Annotated in this window: 10 protein-coding genes and 3 pseudogenes; 9 read left to right on the top strand and 4 right to left on the bottom strand. The window is 31.7% G+C overall.

Going from position 1 to position 18,053, the window contains the following annotated elements; translation table 11 throughout:
* Positions 1–12: 12 nt before the first annotated feature.
* The 4 genes and pseudogenes from ACZLO7_RS14215 to ACZLO7_RS14200 form a co-directional block, all read left to right on the top strand.
* Positions 13–1,539: an MDR family MFS transporter gene (locus tag ACZLO7_RS14215; protein WP_464941171.1), complete on the top strand. Its 1,527-nt coding sequence runs from the start codon at positions 13–15 to the stop codon at positions 1,537–1,539.
* Between the two features lie 338 nt (positions 1,540–1,877).
* A complete protein-coding gene (locus ACZLO7_RS14210; RefSeq protein WP_464941172.1) occupies positions 1,878–2,042 on the top strand; it encodes a hypothetical protein in 165 nt (54 codons plus the stop codon).
* 479 nt (positions 2,043–2,521) lie between these two features.
* The gene (locus ACZLO7_RS14205) at positions 2,522–3,643 is read left to right on the top strand and encodes a hypothetical protein (RefSeq protein WP_464941173.1); all 1,122 of its coding nucleotides are present in this window, start codon (positions 2,522–2,524) and stop codon (positions 3,641–3,643) included.
* Positions 3,644–4,072: 429 nt separating this feature from the next.
* Positions 4,073–4,366: pseudogene (locus ACZLO7_RS14200) on the top strand (HD domain-containing protein); the annotation flags it as partial.
* Between the two features lie 35 nt (positions 4,367–4,401).
* Here the strand turns inward: ACZLO7_RS14200 and ACZLO7_RS14195 are convergent.
* Positions 4,402–4,623, bottom strand: a pseudogene (locus ACZLO7_RS14195) (DDE-type integrase/transposase/recombinase); the annotation flags it as partial.
* A gap of 4 nt (positions 4,624–4,627) precedes the next feature.
* Between ACZLO7_RS14195 and ACZLO7_RS14190 the strand changes: the two are divergent.
* A pseudogene (locus tag ACZLO7_RS14190) lies at positions 4,628–5,590 on the top strand (IS110 family RNA-guided transposase); the annotation flags it as partial.
* A gap of 616 nt (positions 5,591–6,206) precedes the next feature.
* Here ACZLO7_RS14190 and ACZLO7_RS14185 read toward each other — a convergent pair.
* A complete protein-coding gene (locus tag ACZLO7_RS14185; protein ID WP_464941174.1) occupies positions 6,207–8,183 on the bottom strand; it encodes an ATP-binding protein in 1,977 nt (658 codons plus the stop codon).
* A 762-nt stretch (positions 8,184–8,945) separates the two neighbouring features.
* On the opposite strand from ACZLO7_RS14185, the gene ACZLO7_RS14180 reads away from it, so the two are divergent.
* The 3 genes from ACZLO7_RS14180 to ACZLO7_RS14170 all read left to right on the top strand — a co-directional run bounded on the left by ACZLO7_RS14180 (position 8,946) and on the right by ACZLO7_RS14170 (position 14,556).
* Positions 8,946–9,518, top strand: a complete 573-nt coding sequence (locus ACZLO7_RS14180; protein ID WP_464941175.1) for a recombinase family protein — start codon at positions 8,946–8,948, stop codon at positions 9,516–9,518.
* 349 nt (positions 9,519–9,867) lie between these two features.
* Positions 9,868–12,048, top strand: a complete 2,181-nt coding sequence (locus ACZLO7_RS14175; protein WP_464941176.1) for a P-loop NTPase fold protein — start codon at positions 9,868–9,870, stop codon at positions 12,046–12,048.
* Between the two features lie 606 nt (positions 12,049–12,654).
* A complete protein-coding gene (locus tag ACZLO7_RS14170) occupies positions 12,655–14,556 on the top strand; it encodes a hypothetical protein (RefSeq protein ID WP_464941177.1) in 1,902 nt (633 codons plus the stop codon).
* A gap of 1,802 nt (positions 14,557–16,358) precedes the next feature.
* Here the strand turns inward: ACZLO7_RS14170 and ACZLO7_RS14165 are convergent.
* Complete coding sequence (locus ACZLO7_RS14165) at positions 16,359–16,814, bottom strand: DinB family protein (RefSeq protein WP_511261341.1); 456 nt, start codon at positions 16,812–16,814, stop codon at positions 16,359–16,361.
* A gap of 104 nt (positions 16,815–16,918) precedes the next feature.
* A complete protein-coding gene (locus ACZLO7_RS14160) occupies positions 16,919–17,434 on the bottom strand; it encodes a nucleoside 2-deoxyribosyltransferase (protein ID WP_464941179.1) in 516 nt (171 codons plus the stop codon).
* Positions 17,435–17,614: 180 nt separating this feature from the next.
* Between ACZLO7_RS14160 and ACZLO7_RS14155 the strand changes: the two genes are divergently transcribed.
* Entirely contained in the window at positions 17,615–18,049 is a 435-nt protein-coding gene (locus tag ACZLO7_RS14155; protein WP_464941180.1) for a hypothetical protein, read from the top strand.
* The last annotated feature ends 4 nt before the right edge of the window (positions 18,050–18,053 follow it).

The raw sequence follows: 18,053 nt of genomic DNA, 5'->3' as shown, positions 1-18,053 counted from the left end.
AGGGGTTTATAGATGGAAGCATCAAATAACAATATAAAGTTAGTTGTGACCGGCCTATTACTGGCGATTTTTATGTCAGCAATTGACAATACAATCGTAGCGACTGCTATGGGAACGATCGTATCGCAACTAGGTGGGATGGACAAGTTTGTCTGGGTTACGTCCGCTTATATGGTTACAACAATGGCAGGTATGCCGATTTTCGGGAAATTATCCGATATGTATGGCAGAAAGAGATTCTTTATTTTTGGTTTAACGGTATTCGTAATTGGTTCGGCACTTTGTGGAGTTGCTCAAACGATTGAGCAACTTAGTATTTACAGAGCTATTCAGGGAATTGGTGCCGGTGCTTTAATGCCAATCGCATTTACTATTGTATTTGACATTTTCCCACCCCAAAAACGTGGGAAAATGACTGGTCTTTTGGGCGCGGTATTCGGTATTGCTAGTGTTGTTGGACCGCTTTTAGGTGCGTATATTACTGATAATATTGGTTGGGAATGGGTATTTTATATTAACTTGCCAATCGGTATCGTTTCACTCTTATTAATTATGAAGAACTACAAGGAATCTCCAGTACATACGAAGCAAAAGATTGACTGGTGGGGAGCGGCAACGCTTGTGCTCGCAGTTATCAGCCTTATGTTTGCGCTAGAACTGGGTGGTAAAGAGTATGATTGGAACTCGGCACCGATTATTTCGTTGTTTGTCAGTTTCGCAGTTTTCTTTATTGTGTTCTTTTTCGTAGAGCTAAAAGCAGAAGAACCAATACTACCGTTCTTCCTATTTAAGCGTCGTTTATTTGCATCTTCGCAAATTTTAGCCTTTTTATATGGTGGTACCTTTATTATTTTAACAGTATATATTCCTATTTATGTGCAGGCTGTTTATGGGGCTTCAGCAACTAATGCAGGTCTAATCCTAATGCCTATGATGTTGGGTTCCGTTGCAGGAAGCGCATCTGGCGGTATTTTCTTAAGTAAAATAAGCTACCGTAACTTAATGATTATTTCTGTTATTTCGTATTTCGCAGGTATGTTCCTACTGAGTACACTAACACCAGATACTGCTCGAATTCTTCTTACGTTCTATATGATTCTGGTAGGTTTTGGGATGGGCTTCTCATTCTCATTGCTACCAACTGCTTCTCAGCATAATCTAGATGCACGTTATCGTGGTACTGCGAATTCAACTAACTCATTCCTTCGCACGCTAGGAATGACGATGGGGATTACGATTTTTGGTACGATTCAAAACAATGTATTTACTAGCAAACTAACTGAAGGTTTTAAAAGCATGGGTGAAAGTGCCAATTCAGCAATGTTTAATGTTGGTGATATAAGACAAATTTTTGAACCAAGTGTACGCGAGAAAATACCTGCTGAGATTCTTGAGGTCATTGTAAACGCAATGTCTAGCTCAGTTACGCATGTTTTTCTGCTCGCACTCATTCCAATTGTCATAGCAGTGGTTTTCGTTTTCATGATGGGGAATTCAAGAGTAATGGTTACAGATAACCAAGATAATACAAAAAATTAATCAAAGAAATAGTGCGATTTACATTTTGGAATATAGTCCTCCGCATACGTAATATTTTCTCGGCAATTACCGAGAGGCTGTATATGGTGAGGAGGATTTATATGAAAGGTGCCATTTTAATTAAAGGTGCTTGGGAAAACAATCTAAAAAATGTGTCACTTTCGATTTCAAAATAAAGGCTAGTTGTTCTAACAGGACCGTCTATCTGTAAAGTTATGGCGGTAAACTTGTAGTTAATCGCACGCCTAAGCAATTAGCCGAAGGACCAGCTCCTCATATAGGGAAGGGGTCGGGGGTTCAAATTCCTCCTGGGACGTAATAAATATACGGTGTGAACGTTGATAACCGATGGCTATTATACAGTTATCACATATTACAAAGATGGCACTTTAGAAATCACTGAATTGCTAGACAACACACAAGATGGCTTGGTAATTAATGCTATAGTAACTGATGAGTCAGGAAAATTTGATTTCAAAGTTGTTATTGAAAAAGATGTGTAAATGAACTATGTATCAGACATAACTGGCGAGTTAACGCAAAATGAAGAAGCAATTGAGCTCGACTAATGCAGTCGGGCTCTTTCTTTTTATCAATTCAAAAGGAGAATTTAAAATGAATAAATCAAAACTAAACAATCAATGCAAAGTTATGCTTATTCTCATGTTTATGATCTGCCAGATGCAAACAAGCGTTATTCCTTGCGGTATTTAGTGTAAATAAAATCCGACTCGGCTAATGAAAGTGGGGCTTCCTTATCGGGAACCCGAATTTTTGTATATGGAGTGAAATTAAAATTTTATAATCTGTTCTTCAACTGACAAAAGATTAGAAGAATAGCGTTTTATATTTTTAACAATAGATTAGTTTTTTGGAGAAAATTATTTTTATTAAAATAAAGTAAATTTTATTATCTTCAAAATTGGTATATTATGCTATATTTATATTCGTGAAAATTTAAAAAGTATACTAGGAGAAGATAATGGACAAATTCAATAATGCAGATTTTTTATCCTGGGCAAATGAAAAAGATCTTTTTTACAAAAGGTTTTCATTAATTGCTGATAGAATTCAAGGCTTTGTAATCGATTATGTGTTAAATAGTGTTGACAGGGCAAAAGAAGTTGCTGTACGTCTAGAAGATGTTATGAAAAATTGTGATGAAATCACATATGATGAGTCAGGTGCAGCTGAAGCATATGCAATACTACATTTTTTAGATAGATATCATCGCTTCCAGTTAATTTACAAAAAAATGATAGAATTAAATGTAATCTCTATTCGTAAAATATTAAATAATATGGATGTTGGGACAGGGCCAGCTCCAGCTCTTTTTGCTCTGTCTGATATTTACACCTTAATTAGGGATTATTGTATTGAGAAAAATTTAGAAACACCTGAACAAATAGAAAACCAATATGTTGAGAAGAGTGACGGATTTAGAAATTGGTTACACCATTTTACAGAATACGCCAATTATATTGATAAGGAAAACGTATTTTACAATGTTCCGTATCATCACGGCAAATTTAATGATTTTAAGGGAATAGATTTTAATAAAGTTAATTTTTACTGGGATTACAATGATGATGGTGATCAATATTTTACTCAATCAATAGATAAAACTAGAAATAATCTTGTTATATTTAGTAACTTCTTAACGAATAATGATACCGTTAATAATTTTTCAAAGGAATTGTATAATTCAGCATTATTCTTAAGAAATAAGGGGATATTGTTGGTTGTTGGAGCAAGGAGTAGCTCAGATAAATACAAGGGAGTTTATACAAACCTTGATAATATTATTACAAAAGGAAAATTTACTAACAATAGATTTATTGGTAGTTGTAAAAGAATAAAATTAGAAAACCACACAATGTCTTATCGCTATAATACTCTAGAAGGAGAAAGAATAAAGCTCTTTTTAAAGGAAGTCCTTAGTAAGTTTGATGAATTAGGTGTCATTAATCAAATTCCAGAAAGTGTATTAGAACGGTTACAGAAAGCTGTGAAAGAGGAATATGATTATGAAGTAATATGGGAGATACATTTATATCAACGGTTTTCAAGATTTCGTCAGAGATCAAACTTCAAATATGAATGAAAATATAATCCATATTTGCTTAAAACATAATGTATTATATTCCTTTAACAAGTTGTAGTTCATAAAAAAATCATCAAAAATATTTTACATTTAAAGTTTCAACAATCGGGAGAAAGCTTTAAAGGAGATTATAAATCTTTCTTCCTAAACTGCGGAAACTTTTAGTGGAAAAAGAAACAAGCTAAAATCAAGTATAGTGTGTTTCTTTTAGTAAATTATTGTTGCTATACAAACCTTATATATAATATTGAATTTATTATATATAAGGTTGACTTAGAGAACGAATTTTAATCAATCAGGCGAACTGTTGTGAAAATGTCTTTTAAGTTTGGTTTAGACAAAAAATTTAATTAAGAGCTTTTGCTATTAAAATGGAACAATATAAGGAGGAAGAATTATTAAAATGACAATTCTTTTTCACATAGTTTAAAAAAATTTGAGAATATGGAAGGCTTAATGAAGCAAGAAGTAATAAATCAATTAAGTAGTTATGAACTCTTTTTGCTCCATATGTTTGGATATTTACATGATTGTGCGATGGCGTTGCCATCATGGGAACATAATCTTTTAGTGATGACAGAGGGAAGAGAAGGTTTTACGAGAAATAACATAAGAAATTCGTTAGCTAATGATGGAAAAAAGCCATTCAAGTTATCTAAAGCGATAGATATTATTAAAGAAAATGCTGAAGATTTATATGGAGATTTTAAAAATAGTAAATAATTTGTCCGATTGAAGGAGGACTTGATACCTGATTGAAGGCGCTCCAATGCTTGTTCTAACATATCATGGACTAGTTTATACACTGGGCGATTCATTACCGTGTAGGCAATGATTTCACTATTGCAGAGATCAAGTACCGGTGATAAATAGCGTTTCTCACCAAATAGATGGAACTCTGTCACGTCTGTTACCCATTTCTCGTTCATTTTCTCCGCTGTAAAATCGCGTTGTAATATGTTTGGAATAATTTTCCGAACGTTTTTACGAAAGGTAAAAACAGACGCAATTGATGCGTATCAGTTGTGTGTGCTTTATTACTAAGAAGATTTTGAACCTCATAAAAACAGAGGAATCCAACTGCTGAACCTTAGAAATCTTTCAAGACAACAGGAGATTGTGACGAATATGTATGTGGAAGCTAAGCTGCAGTTTCACACTATTTTAGATCAAGTATTTCCAGAATACCGTAAGGTTTTTGGTGATCTTTATTGGGTTTTTGGTGATCTTTATTCGAAGGTTTCTTTATTGATGTTAAAGAAATATCCTACTTCAGAAGATGTAATAGCAGCTGGGGAAAGTAAGCTAGCGGAGTGTGTGATGGAGTTTTGTCCAAGGCGATCTAGTCTATGGGCGTTGAATAAGGCAAAAAAATTAATGGATTCCGCATCTCGAAACCCATTTCAAAAAGTGGTATATCATAGTAACTTAATCAATCTCCAAATGTATATTGAGCTGCTTTTTCAGTACCAAGGACACCTTTCAGAGTTAGAAACTCGTATAGTGACCTTGGCAAATGAATTGGAAGATTACAAGTTTGTCCAATCGATTCCAGGAATAGGAGAAAAAATCGCTGCCACGATAATCTCTGAGATTGGTGAAATTGATCGGTTTAGTCATCCCAAAAAACTGGTTGCCTTTGCAGAAATAGATCCCAGTGTTCACTCATCAGGAAAGTTTACTGCCACAACCAATCGTATTACTAAACGAGGTTCAAGTAGATTACGCCATGCTTGTATCTTGCCGTATTGTGCGGTATCAGAAGTTCACGAAACAAAAAGCTGAAAGAATTCTATGATAAGAAGAAATCAGAAGGAAAGCCTGCCAAAATAGCGATAGTAGCTTGCATAAACAAACTATTTCATTGGATTTATGCTTTATTAAATAGATAAGTCAACCTTCCAAAAGGTTTTTGGATGGCTATTTATCATGCTCAAAATAGTATAACATAAGGTTAATTAGAGTTTTAGAGAAAAATATTGACATCCTATTAGCTGGTTTAGTGGAATAAGGAGATTTAAAATAATGAATCTTTTTTATATGCAGTAAAATCAAGGGTTTAGAGTGATTTATAATCAAATTTTATTCTAAACCAACAGGTAAAGGTTAGACAGTTCTTCTCGGAACTGAAGAATTAAATGATGAGATAACGCCCTGAAGAGTTCTCTCTTAGTCGAATGGCACTGGATATTGTAAGAATGATAGTGTTATAAGCTCGGTGAAAAGGCGTGCGAATTTAGTTGATTTCGAGTGAAAAAGTTGCTTTATTGGAAGTGGAAAGAGCTGGTCATAGCTTGTCGACATTGATTTTAGAGCAAGGAAGCCTCACAATTTTAATAAAATTGTGTAGAGTTATTATTAAGGGAATTGGTGAAGGAAAATAATAGTTGGTTAAGTACATCACTAGAAAACATAGGTTTAAAAATTCTGAAATTCTAAGAGTGAAGCATAGCAATGTTAGCTATATTAATCGAGCATCTAATATTTGTTTGAAACTAGTTTCTGATTAATATAGTTGCATAAAAAGGAAGTAAGAAGAATTTTACTTCCTTTAAATTGTGTATTAAATACTTGCTTCTATATTAGGCAGTAAACTTTTGTATCGAGAGTGTAAATATTCAATACCCTCTTCATTATTTATAACTTCAAGCTCTAATTTCTTTTGTAAAAATTGATATTTCCCTTTTACTTCTTGTATAATTTGATTCCATTCCTGAACCCAAATTTCTATATTTTCAGATTCATAAACTAAACCATAGGCCCTTCCTGTTTGTTTCATCTTTTTCTTTGCAAAGTCATCTAGTTTAATTCCTAATAGAATAAACTTCCATTTTGTTTTTTCCTTATCAAAATGAGTGTTATCTTCTACTGCAAAGGCATAAGATTCAATTTGCTGAAGTTCTTTTTGCCCAATATTACAAGAAGGTCTTTTGAGTTCTATTACTAAATTTTCATAACGATCAGAATCGCCAATTATCACCTGCCTAGACAGCCCAATATCTGGAATGTCATTTAAACCTTTTATATTTTTAAAATCAATTTCTTTAGCTATTTCGTCTCTATCTAATATATTTAAATGTTGCTTTAATACATTCTTTAATGTTATATCGTCATAGCTATATTGATATTGATCACCAAAAATCCAAAGTTCATTTAAAAGTATCTTGTGTAACTGGCTTCTTTCTTTGAGTACTTTTTGGTATTGTTCACTATAAAGAATTTGCTCTAGACCATTAATGAATTTAATTCTATCTGAAATTAACTTGGTAGTATTAATTATAGAAGAAAGAGTTGTTTTTTCCAATAACTCGGCTAATTCATCTTGTTGCTCGGTAGCTAAATTCAAAACTTCTTTTAAAATAGTATTTATACTTGTTGGGTTTCTTTCTAGTGCTTCTTTTAACAATCTATAAGTAACTTTTTTTGAATCATCATTCATTTTATTGAAGTTAGGCATATATTCATTAATTTTATATGCACATATATCGAAAACTTGTCGTTCAGCCTTTTCTAATTCTGTTTTAGGTTTTCCTTCATATGGATATATTTTAGAATCCTTAATTTTTTCGACTTCATAAGAAGCTTCAGCAGCTAACTTTTCTCTAGTAATATCTTTTAGAATCTGATCTACTTCAGACATTAATAAAATATAGTCTTCATTAAAATTACAGGAGAGTATGCTGTTACTATTCCAAAATTCATCAAAAATATCACATTTTAAGTAAGCACTATGTGAACAATTGTTGAGTTTTAGTTTAGTTGTTCCTTTTAAGTAAGCATTAGAGTTTACGCCATTATAAAATAAATCTTTATACTTTCCTTTTTGCCATACAATAAAATTCAAAGTTGCTTCTAAATTTTGTTCATTTTCTTTTTTTATTTCGATTTTATAAGGTGTTGTGCTATCAATAATATCATTAGGATCTATATTAAAGCCATCTACGGAAAGCTTGATACTAGGATTTGCTAAAAGGTAAGGGCTAAATATTTCTGTAATATTATCAACAGTACTATTTAAATCTAGAAAGTCGTCTACTTTTTCGATATATAGGTCTTCAATTATAACTTTTACACCACAATTTATATTCGGGGAGACTTCTTCTGAAGAAATATACAAAGATTTTAGAGAAGTACGTCTACCTTCAAGATTAAATTTGTAAATACTGTCTTCTTTTTTTGAATAAGTGCTATGCCATTCAACACGTTCTCCTAATACAAATCCAGAAAACCTCCCTTGTCCTTCTTTTCCTTGATAAATTCGCCCACTAGGGCTGTATTTTTTTTTAACCTTATGTGAATCTCCCAGTTGGCCGAAATCATTATTTATTGTATTATAATTAATCCCATGTCCATTATCACTTACAGTAATTCTTTCAATACCTTCTAATTCATTTCTTGTGAAATTTATTTTAACTTCTGTTGCGTCTGCATCTAATGCATTCCATATTATTTCGCTTAGTGCTTTTATAGGTGTTACTTTCAATAGCTTTTTCATATGATCATTCGTCAATTGAACTTCTAGACTTGTTGCATTTACCATATAGTACCCTCCAAATAAAAAGTTGCTTAATTTAATGATATCCATATAATTGTTCAGATACTATAACTCTTATTTGCTATTAGTTGTACGTATTTGATTTATATAAGTTTAGACTAGTTCTTCCTGAGTTGATTTTTTCGTTTCCGTATTTCTTTAATATTCATTCCAACAATAGTAACTAATTGGTCCCACTTAAGGTGCAGTTTCATCACAGGTCTTGCAAATCCTTAAAAGGGATTTTTTGACGCATACTAAATGCTGCATCGATATACTCTGAAAGAATGAAGGTTATTCTATTAACAATGATTGTGTTATCTAACTTCCTCTTATTGCTAATTTCATCATTTAAAGCAGCGAACAACACGACATCAATTTATGAAGAAACTCGTATTCAGCTAAACCTCTTTTACAAACACTGCTGATACAGTTTTATTTAATGACTCATTAAAGCCGAATGTTATTTATCTGCAAGAAGAATTTTTATGGAGAAATGTAATCGGTAATTTAAAGAAGGAAACATTAATAAAATTAGAGAAAGAAAATATTATTACACACTTTTAAAAATGTCCCGCTTAAGAAAAATTCTTAAGTGGGTACTTTTAATTAAACAGAATATTGTTTATAGTACCATCGTTATATAGACAAAATGAAGAAGCAGTGTAAATTAACGTTTACACTCTAATTTTATATTGCTCTTTTCTATAAACTCGTCTATTATTGAAAGTATATAAAACGTATGAGTAAATAGAATAGAGGATTATTATGGGAAGAATCATAGGTTATTGTCGAGTTAGTACAGAAGATCAGAATCTAGATATGCAGGAGCAAGCTATTGAACGCTATGCTAAAGAAAAGGGACTAGAACTTATTTTATATGTTGAAAAAATATCAAGTCGTAAAGAAGAAAGAGTAGAACTTGAACATGCGATGAAAGCCGCAACTAATGGAGATCTATTTGTTGTGTATAAATTAGACCGTTTAGCTAGAAGCACAAAAGAGCTATTTAAATTAACAGGGGAACTAAATGAGAAGGGTGTTGAGTTTGTTTCAATTAATGATGCATTTGATACAACTACTCCAACAGGTAAAGCGATGTTTGGCATGTTAGCTGTGTTCGCAGAATTTGAAAGAGATATTATACAGCAGAGAACTAAAGCAGGATTAGAAAGTGCAAGGAAGCGTGGGAGAGTTGGTGGACGACCAGCCATTGATGAAAAGATAAAGAAACGTATTCGAGCTTTATTTGAAGCAGGGGAAAGTGCGAAAGATATTGCTAAAGAATATGGAATAGGGAAAAGCACTATTTACAAAATTTTAAAAAATTACGATATTTAAACTTCTTGTAGGTGTTATGATAAATGAGAACACTATTTAAAAAGAGGTGAAAAGCTAATTGAATATTAAAGAGCAATTATCAAATCATTTATAGAGCGTGTGAAAATTCAAAAGCGTCATACGCTGTTTCTATTAGTAAGTTTGATTCAAAGGATGAACAAATCCCAAGCCCTTTTTTTGAGTCTACAGGAGCATTAAATAGGGCGGTGTATTCGATATTTGAGTATAACTATAAGAGGTCATATCACTGCCAGCCTATCGCACAGAAATAGGCTTAAGAAACGAAACGATAAGATTTAGGAGAGATGGATATTTTAAGGGGATTAATGACAGGCGGGAGTGGGAATAGTTGAAATTATATATTGATATAAATAACATTACCGATGCACCTATTGATAGTGACATACTAAAGGACACAATTAATAATAATTTAGTTAATGAATTACTATTTAGTAAGCCTACTACTTATCTTGTATCTGGATATAGAGGAGCAGGGAAAACTTCTTATATTAAGGCTTTAAAAAAACAATTAAAAAATAAAAGTGATAATATTCTTTATGTACATATTAATGTAGGGAAATATTCTAATTTCTCTACTTTTTTGAGAGCCTTAATCCGAGAATTATATTGGGAAATAGAGGGTAGCGATGCAAAAGAAAAAATTAGGGAAAATAACCCGAAATTAATATATGATATAGATTTAATTTTCGATAGAACATTTAATAATCTTGAATTTAAACAAAATAATAAGAATTTAATCGAAAACGAAACAAGCAAAAGTTTGAAAATAGATTTATCACAGTTTATTACTCGTCTACTAATAGGCGGGGTAGGTATAACTGCCATTTTGGGCTATCTGAAAAATGGTAATGTGTATATTTATGTGTTGCTTTTAATTGCATGTGGTTTTTTACTATTTAATTTTGAGAAGAAAAAAATTAATAAAAATAGCTACTTGACAGAGATTAATAGAGCGAATATATACGATGATGAGATTGCGGAGCATCAGCTTAATAAAATAATAAATGAGTTAAATAAAGCTGGATATAGAATTACATTTGTAATAGATGAGTTGGATAAGATTGAAAAAGAAGATGAAATAAATAATTTGATTGGTGAATTGAAACCCATAATGTTATCTGGAAATGCTAATTTTATACTAATATCAGGACAAAGATTATATTATAAATATCAATTAGCAGATACAATTGATGATGATATTCTTTCGAGCTTATTTTCAAGAATAGTACACGTTCCTCTTATTTCTGTAGATGATTTAGTGACATATTTTGAAAGATTGTTAATAAATAATCCTGATAAAGATACTTATTTAATACACTCATACCTCAAGTCCAAGATTTTATTATCACATAGAATTTTGAGGAAATTTATCAATTTAATTAGGCAGGATATGAAGATTGAGAATAATGGTGACTGTTATTTAAATATTTTAGAAAGTAAAAAAGCTATATATGAAACAGATGCTAAATTGATTAATATATTGGATGAAATCGAGGATAAATCTATAGATCCCGATTATTACGAAGATGGAATTAAAGATTTAATTATATCTCAATTATATATAGCAATAAAAAGTATGAAAAAGTTAAGACCTTTAGATTTTCAACTCTCTGATATTATAAACAGTGAAGATCTAAAACAGTCCGATTATACATATCAATATTTTAAGCATATTAGTAAATTCATTAATATACTGCTAGAAAATATGGTGAAAGGAAATTTGCTTGAAAAAATTGTTATTGATGAAGATGCAGAAATTTATAAATATAAATGGAAAGAAGAAGTTATTTTAGAAAGATCTTTAGACGAAATGGAATATATGGGGGAATTTATCTTCATTGAAGTTATGATTAGAGATATTGTTGATGGTTTAATTGAGAATCATATTATTAGTCACTTTAAAAATATCTCCAATAAAACGGTGTTGCCACTTAATGAGAATATAAAAATATTAAAAGAAAATAAAGTAATGAGTGATGGGATCATAGAGGAATTAAAACCATTACAGTATGTAAGAAATAATATAGCTCATGGTAAAAAAATAAATAAATTAGAAGAAATAAGGTCTTACTTCGCTGGGAATAACCTGCGTAAGATGAAATATGAAATTTTTGAAGAATTTTTCTATTTCCTCTTACAGGATGTTAGTCATGACTATAAAGTAATCAGAGAATATGAAGTTTTTGACTTTTCAATAGAAAATACAGCTGTAGAAATCAAAATATTTAAAGATGTCAGAGCGTTTCGGTCCATTTTGCGTAAGATTGAAGAAAAATTCAATTCTCTACACGTAAAATATAATCGACTAGTAGTAATAGGTTTATACCAAAATGCTAAAATGGATGAACTTGAGAAAGCCGAAAGATTGGTAAATGAAATGAATATTAGTAATAATATAAATGTTAAAATAATAAATGGAATAGATGTAAAAGAATTGGTGAATCTAATAAAAGAAGATATTATTAATGATATTAATCAATTGACCTTTAGTAATATAGGTAAAGTTTAATGTATAGATTAATAAATTGTTAAAGTAATGTATATGTAAATATTGGATCTCCGAGCCAAGTTCGTAAATATTTTATACTCTAGATGATAAAGCCTCCTATGTTACAACATCTTGGAGTGTAGACGCTGGAGAATCGAAGTTTTTAGTTGGTGGTACGACTATTGTCGCCTCAACAGAGCTTTAATACATAGGTTGGTAGGTAACTTCACAAAAAGCTATAATTTGTTTATAACGGTAATAATTAAGAAATATCGAGAAGTGGTATTCCTATACAGAATTATGAATGAACGGCTCTGTTACACGTTATGCACTCCAAATTACAGCGATGTTCTTGACTACAGGAGTTGTAGTTGAAGACCTTCCTGAACCAGCTGGTGCTGAAATGGGCTGCATATTCAGATATAGTGTGCATAGGCGGGGGTAAATAACACATTAACATCCTCTCTTTCCTAGCTAAAGGGCGGTAGTAGATGTATCCACACGTCATGAAAGTTTATAAAGACGATTTGCGTTAGAAAACATTATTATGGACGGCAGAGGCAAGATTAAACCCTTAGCCTCAATCAAACTGAATCTAAAAAATGGAAGAAATAGATTGGAGGACATATGTCAGGGATTAAATTCTATTCTGAGTATGATATGGCTTGTGGTTGGGAACTAGAAAAAATAATAGAAAAAGTTAATAATGAGGTTATTGATACTGAATGGGATATCACTGATTTGTTAGAATTTCATAATGTTTTAAAATATATAAACATTGAAAGGTTTAGTGACCATATCGTTAAAGAGACAAGTATTGACATAAAAGCTTATGAGAAAAAAATAAAACAAAAAACCGGTACCTTCATGGGCTTTTACAAGGATGTCTTCCTCAATCTATATGATGAAATTGTCTTTAATACCAAAGATGATTTTTTTGAAGTTCTTGAAGTTTACAGGTTATATCAAAAAATTGAAATTAATGATTTTAGACGATTTCTTGAAAAGAGAAATATACATATTTATATAGTACTCAAGTTTAAGAGATTGACTGAGTATTTTAATGAAGCAGTTAAAGATGTGTTATTATCTGACTCTAGGAATGTAGAGACAATTCTATCAAAATATCTAAAAGAAGAGGATTTATATTTGCCACCATCTTTGAAAGTAACAGATATATTAAATTTGATTGATGAATATATTGATTCACCGCTAGTTAATATAAATGTATTGAGACAAATCATTGACTTACCAACAAATAAGGGGTTAATTATACCTGATAAAATCAAATTGCATGCCAAGAGGAAAGCTAAAGAAGAGGAAGAGAAAATTTTTAATAACGGAACGGGTTTTGAATCGGGAGTAATAATTTCTTATCCGCAGGAACAAGAAGAAGCTATATTAGTTACTATGGATGTTAGAACAGCAGGCATCAAGATAAGTCGAAAGTGGATTGAAAAAAATATTGATTATCCTACACTTTGGAATAATTTTATTTATCTATTTGGATTTGTTGATGGGGAGATGAGATTAGCAATAGATTCTAAAAGAAGTGAAAGCGGTACTCTAGAGACAGTATTTACACCACAAGCAGAATATTTGTATTCCAAAACATCCTCTTTTTATTTCAAAGAAATGTTGTCTAATGCTGAGATATATAGTTATGTTAATGTGTTAAATGTTCTTGGTGTAAGATTGGAAGAAATGATTGAATGGTTTTTTTGTGCATATGTGAAAGAAGAATTTCAAATTAATGATTTCATCGTTAAAATGCCTTCGAGTGAAGCATCATATTTCGAAAAGTGTAGAACCATTCTTCCTGAGATAGATAGAATTTTTAAACAGTATAATACACTGATTGAAGATGGGATGATAGACCAGGAATTAATTCAAATGTCATCTTCAAGTTTTAAAAATAAAGATATTAAGTCATTTAATAGAAAGAAGTATGTTTACTCTTCTAGTGACTGGTATAAAACGGCTTCATTTTTATTTTTCTCTGACCAGAGTAGCATATTCTATTTACCAAATAAAGAAGAGAAATATGAGGATTTTTTCAACTTGATGATTTCTGAAAAATTAACTAGAAGTGATTTTCAAGAGTATCAACTGAGAAGTATGCAATGGTTATTCGATAATAACTTAATCTGTGAAAGTAACACGGGGCACTTAGAGTTTGTTGACCAAAGAGTCATATATGTTCTTAAGGAACTATATTATAAAGAAGTAATTAGTTATTGGAATTGTCCTGAGGATATACAAGTATTGATAGAGGAGTTAAGTACTCGTAATCTTGTTGATTTTGAAAACAGCCTGTTTTCAAGAAATGAACAAGATTATATTGACTATTATCTCAATAAATCAAAATTCACCAATGGTCATGATATTCGAAATAGATACTTACATGGAACAAATACTAATGACGAGAAACAATACGAGTTAGATTACTACTTGATTCTTAAATTGTTTGTCATAATAGTCGTGAAAATAAATGATGATTTATGTATTAAAGAAGATAAATGCCGATAAATGGTTGTTTTTTAGCGCCAGTGTTTAGGGGATAGCGCGCAATGAGTAATAATTGAAAAAATCGTAATTTTTGAAATTTAATGCCTGGTGACTTTGTTAGCTGAGTTCTACCGCGAGAAGTGGTTAGTGAAAAATGAATATGAGCAATACATCATTATATTAGTGTTTCTAACAACAGCAGTAGCGATAGTTATTAAAATAAATCTATTATTTGAGTCTATATTTTGGATTCTTTTTTCATTATGCAACTATATGGTATATACTAGTCCACAGAAGGTCATTGAACCAAGATCGTAAATATGTAATACTCCCTAGCGAGTAAAACCGTAAAATAAATTAGTATGGAAATGGCACAAACGCTTATTGCTCTAGACTTCGGCCGCGAACCTAATAGACAATCTACACGCGTAGATGCTTAAGTGTTAGGGCCTTTGGACGCGGGTTCGACTACCTTTGAAGTCAAAGGTTGAGATCTTAAGGTAAGCACATACTACGATGATTTTGTTCAGCAAGTAGCAACTAAAGTAAATGATTATTGGATATTTATTTATGTGTGGGGAATTTATAAAAATTTACTTGGAACATTCTTGTAGTAAATTTTAATTTAAAGAGCTAATAATTCAATTACGCAGCATGTTTAAAGGTAGAATAAATATTCATTCGTTTTTCTCTACACATTTTCTACACATCATAAATGAAAATCTAGTAATATCAATGCTTTAGCAGGATACTAGATTCCCTCCTGGGACGTAATAAGGTTCAGATAGATAAAGTTTGAACCAACTAAAAAGCACTGCAAATCCTTTGGTATCGAGGGTTTGAAGTGTTTTTTTCTTTTCGTAAAGAAGTTTATGAAAACTTAAAGATTTATAAAAAACAAATTAAGACAAATAAATTCACCTCATAGGAAAATGAAAGAAAACGAAAGAAAACAAGTGGAATATGAAGGGATTTACATTTCCTAAATTAGGTTATTTGTCATATCATAGATTAAAAGGAGATGATTCTATGGGCACGAAGCACTAAGAGAATTTGAAAGATTTAAAAAATAGATCAAGTATTAGCACTTGCTAACAAGGCTCATACAATTCCAGGAGATATTATTAAGGACTTAGTAGCGCCCAAAAAATTATTGCTGCTAACAGCTGTTGCAGGAGGTGGAGCAGTGAGTGCAAGTTTATCTGGGACGGGGGGTGTTGGTGCTGGAGTAGCAGGAGGTACGCGGGTTCCACTCCCACCGCCAACATATATAGTTTTTCCTTTGGGATTAATATGAATGTAAATTCTCTTTCTACACATTTTCTACACACCTTAAGCCGGAAAATCAATAATATCACCGTTTCTAGCGGTTTTCCAATTCCCTCCTGAGGACATATCAAGGATCATATAGAATAGGTTTGAAGCGCTAAGATGACGAATGATATATATATCTATTTGAGAATGGGTTAACTTCTGTTAAAGCCATATGATGCAAGTAGTAAGAAACTTGATCAAACAGCATTGAGTACGCTTGAATCAATTGCTAACATTCCAACGAGCATGAAGGATTATAAGATCGATGATATGACGGTTTCATAATTTTATGAAAAATTGGTGGCACATATTACGGTTACTAAATAAAATTGATAACTTGCGTACAGATGAAGTAGATACTAGTGGTTAGATATTTTCATGCTAAATAGAAACTAAGAGGTGAAATGAAGGTATAAATCACGAGGTATCTTTTAACATAAAAAGCACTTCAAGAGCCAGATATTTGGCTTTTGAAGCACCTTTTTAATGAGTATAACTTTCTATTACTTTTACTTGAAAATCTGTTTCTTAAGATGATGTTCCATATGTTCGTAATAATCTTGAATGAGCCACTCTAATGTTTTAAGTTCATTATTTCCTATGTCACATAGATAGGAGCGTTTTTCATCAGGAATATTATTAATAATCGTGATGATCTGCTTATTTAAAGCGTAAAATAGAGTTATTATTTCTTCGATAGGAGTATCTTGATAATTCTGGATAGCAACCCATTTATCTTGATGATAAGTGGGAATGACAAATGGCTTTTTTTCATACTGAATTTTAATGAATCGTTCAATATTAATAATAGCTGAATCACACAGATGCCCTAATATTTCTTTTTTCGACCATTTAGTTGATGAAGATTTTTTAGACACATCTACTTCAGACATTCGTTTAAATTCTTTCGGAACATAATAAATCCAATAATTGATACCATCTATCACATTATTCACCTCAATCATCCTCCATAATAAAATCTTTCTATGTATATTCAATAGTATGATGGATATTCCTAAGTGTGAATTTTTCTTTTTCGTAATGTGATAGTATTCTAACCACGGACTTATTAGCTATTTATAGTTGTTTCTTCCTTTATAGCTATACCACTCTCTCGCATTCCTGCAATCAAATCTTCAATCGAAGCAGCAATCATGCCGTTTTGTTTGATTAAACCAATGACAAAAAGATTGCGGTAAGCAAACTGGTTTTCTGTTCCATCTGCGATTAAAGCATCGATTTTTTTTGTATTATCTCTACCTTGTTGGCGTGTATCAGAGTATAGTGCGAAAATAGGGCGGTCTAGCATCGAAAATGCACCAATTTCAGCAGCAACACCAGAGTCAATTTCAACACCATCAATGACAGCGATTAAGAAATCACTTGCTTTTAGAGCCTCAATATCTGCACCTGCAATTGCTAAACTATTCGCATAAGACGACTTATCATTGATTGCCATATTTTCTTGAGGTACATATAAATCCACACCTGGTACTGCCTCGCGTACTGCCTTTGCAACCATTTCATTTACTAAGCGGTCGCCTAATCCAAATAGTCCATTTGCTAAATAACCTTTTGTAGTCATTGTAATACCTCCAATAAATCATTTCATTCTTATGTAGTATATCAAATTTGTATATTGTAAGTAGATTAGGATAAAAGCAAAAAGAATATATAAGGCTATTCAGTGAACCCTATTTAGAAAAAGAGCTATCTGTACTACAATTATGTAAGCGCTTAGTATTTGGAAAAAGGGGATAGCACAATGTCTACTCAACTTGAAACAATTCTTGTAAGCAATGATATAGCGGAAATTCAACATCAATTACGCATTTATTTAATGAATCATCCACAAGACAATGACGGTGAATTAGCAAAAGCTGTCGCTAAAATCAATGAACAACAGTTAGCTGTTTGGATGGCCCATGATGGCAAAATTCTAATAGAAGACAAAACAAAATGGAATCAAAGCTATTTAGCAGATCAGCAAATTGAATTACATAATAATTTTTCAGAAAAACGCTTTTTGCATATGATGACAGTAGCGAACTTCTTAGCAAGTGATCCATCAAATGAGGCGCCTCCAGAACCGTTTAAATTGTACGGTGCATCTATGGGGACGATTATGACAGTGGGTGTCATTATTTTCTGTATCATTGCTATTACAATGGTCGTTTTCATACGGAATCAATATATTTAATTAA

Source organism: Viridibacillus sp. d25.2, from assembly GCF_055456015.2.
The sequence above is the reverse complement of the archived record's forward strand: the minus strand, read 5'-3'. Positions and strand labels throughout refer to the sequence as shown.

What these genes read in the sequence shown, in the direction of transcription:
- ACZLO7_RS14215 (WP_464941171.1), top strand. Translation starts at nt 13, where the DNA reads ATGGAAGCATCAAATAACAATATAAAGTTAGTTGTGACCGGCCTATTA.
- ACZLO7_RS14155 (WP_464941180.1), top strand. Translation starts at nt 17,615, where the DNA reads ATGTCTACTCAACTTGAAACAATTCTTGTAAGCAATGATATAGCGGAA.
- ACZLO7_RS14170 (WP_464941177.1), top strand. Translation starts at nt 12,655, where the DNA reads ATGTCAGGGATTAAATTCTATTCTGAGTATGATATGGCTTGTGGTTGG.
- ACZLO7_RS14205 (WP_464941173.1), top strand. Translation starts at nt 2,522, where the DNA reads ATGGACAAATTCAATAATGCAGATTTTTTATCCTGGGCAAATGAAAAA.
- ACZLO7_RS14165 (WP_511261341.1), bottom strand. Translation starts at nt 16,814, where the DNA reads ATGATTGAGGTGAATAATGTGATAGATGGTATCAATTATTGGATTTAT.
- ACZLO7_RS14185 (WP_464941174.1), bottom strand. Translation starts at nt 8,183, where the DNA reads ATGGTAAATGCAACAAGTCTAGAAGTTCAATTGACGAATGATCATATG.
- ACZLO7_RS14160 (WP_464941179.1), bottom strand. Translation starts at nt 17,434, where the DNA reads ATGACTACAAAAGGTTATTTAGCAAATGGACTATTTGGATTAGGCGAC.
- ACZLO7_RS14180 (WP_464941175.1), top strand. Translation starts at nt 8,946, where the DNA reads ATGGGAAGAATCATAGGTTATTGTCGAGTTAGTACAGAAGATCAGAAT.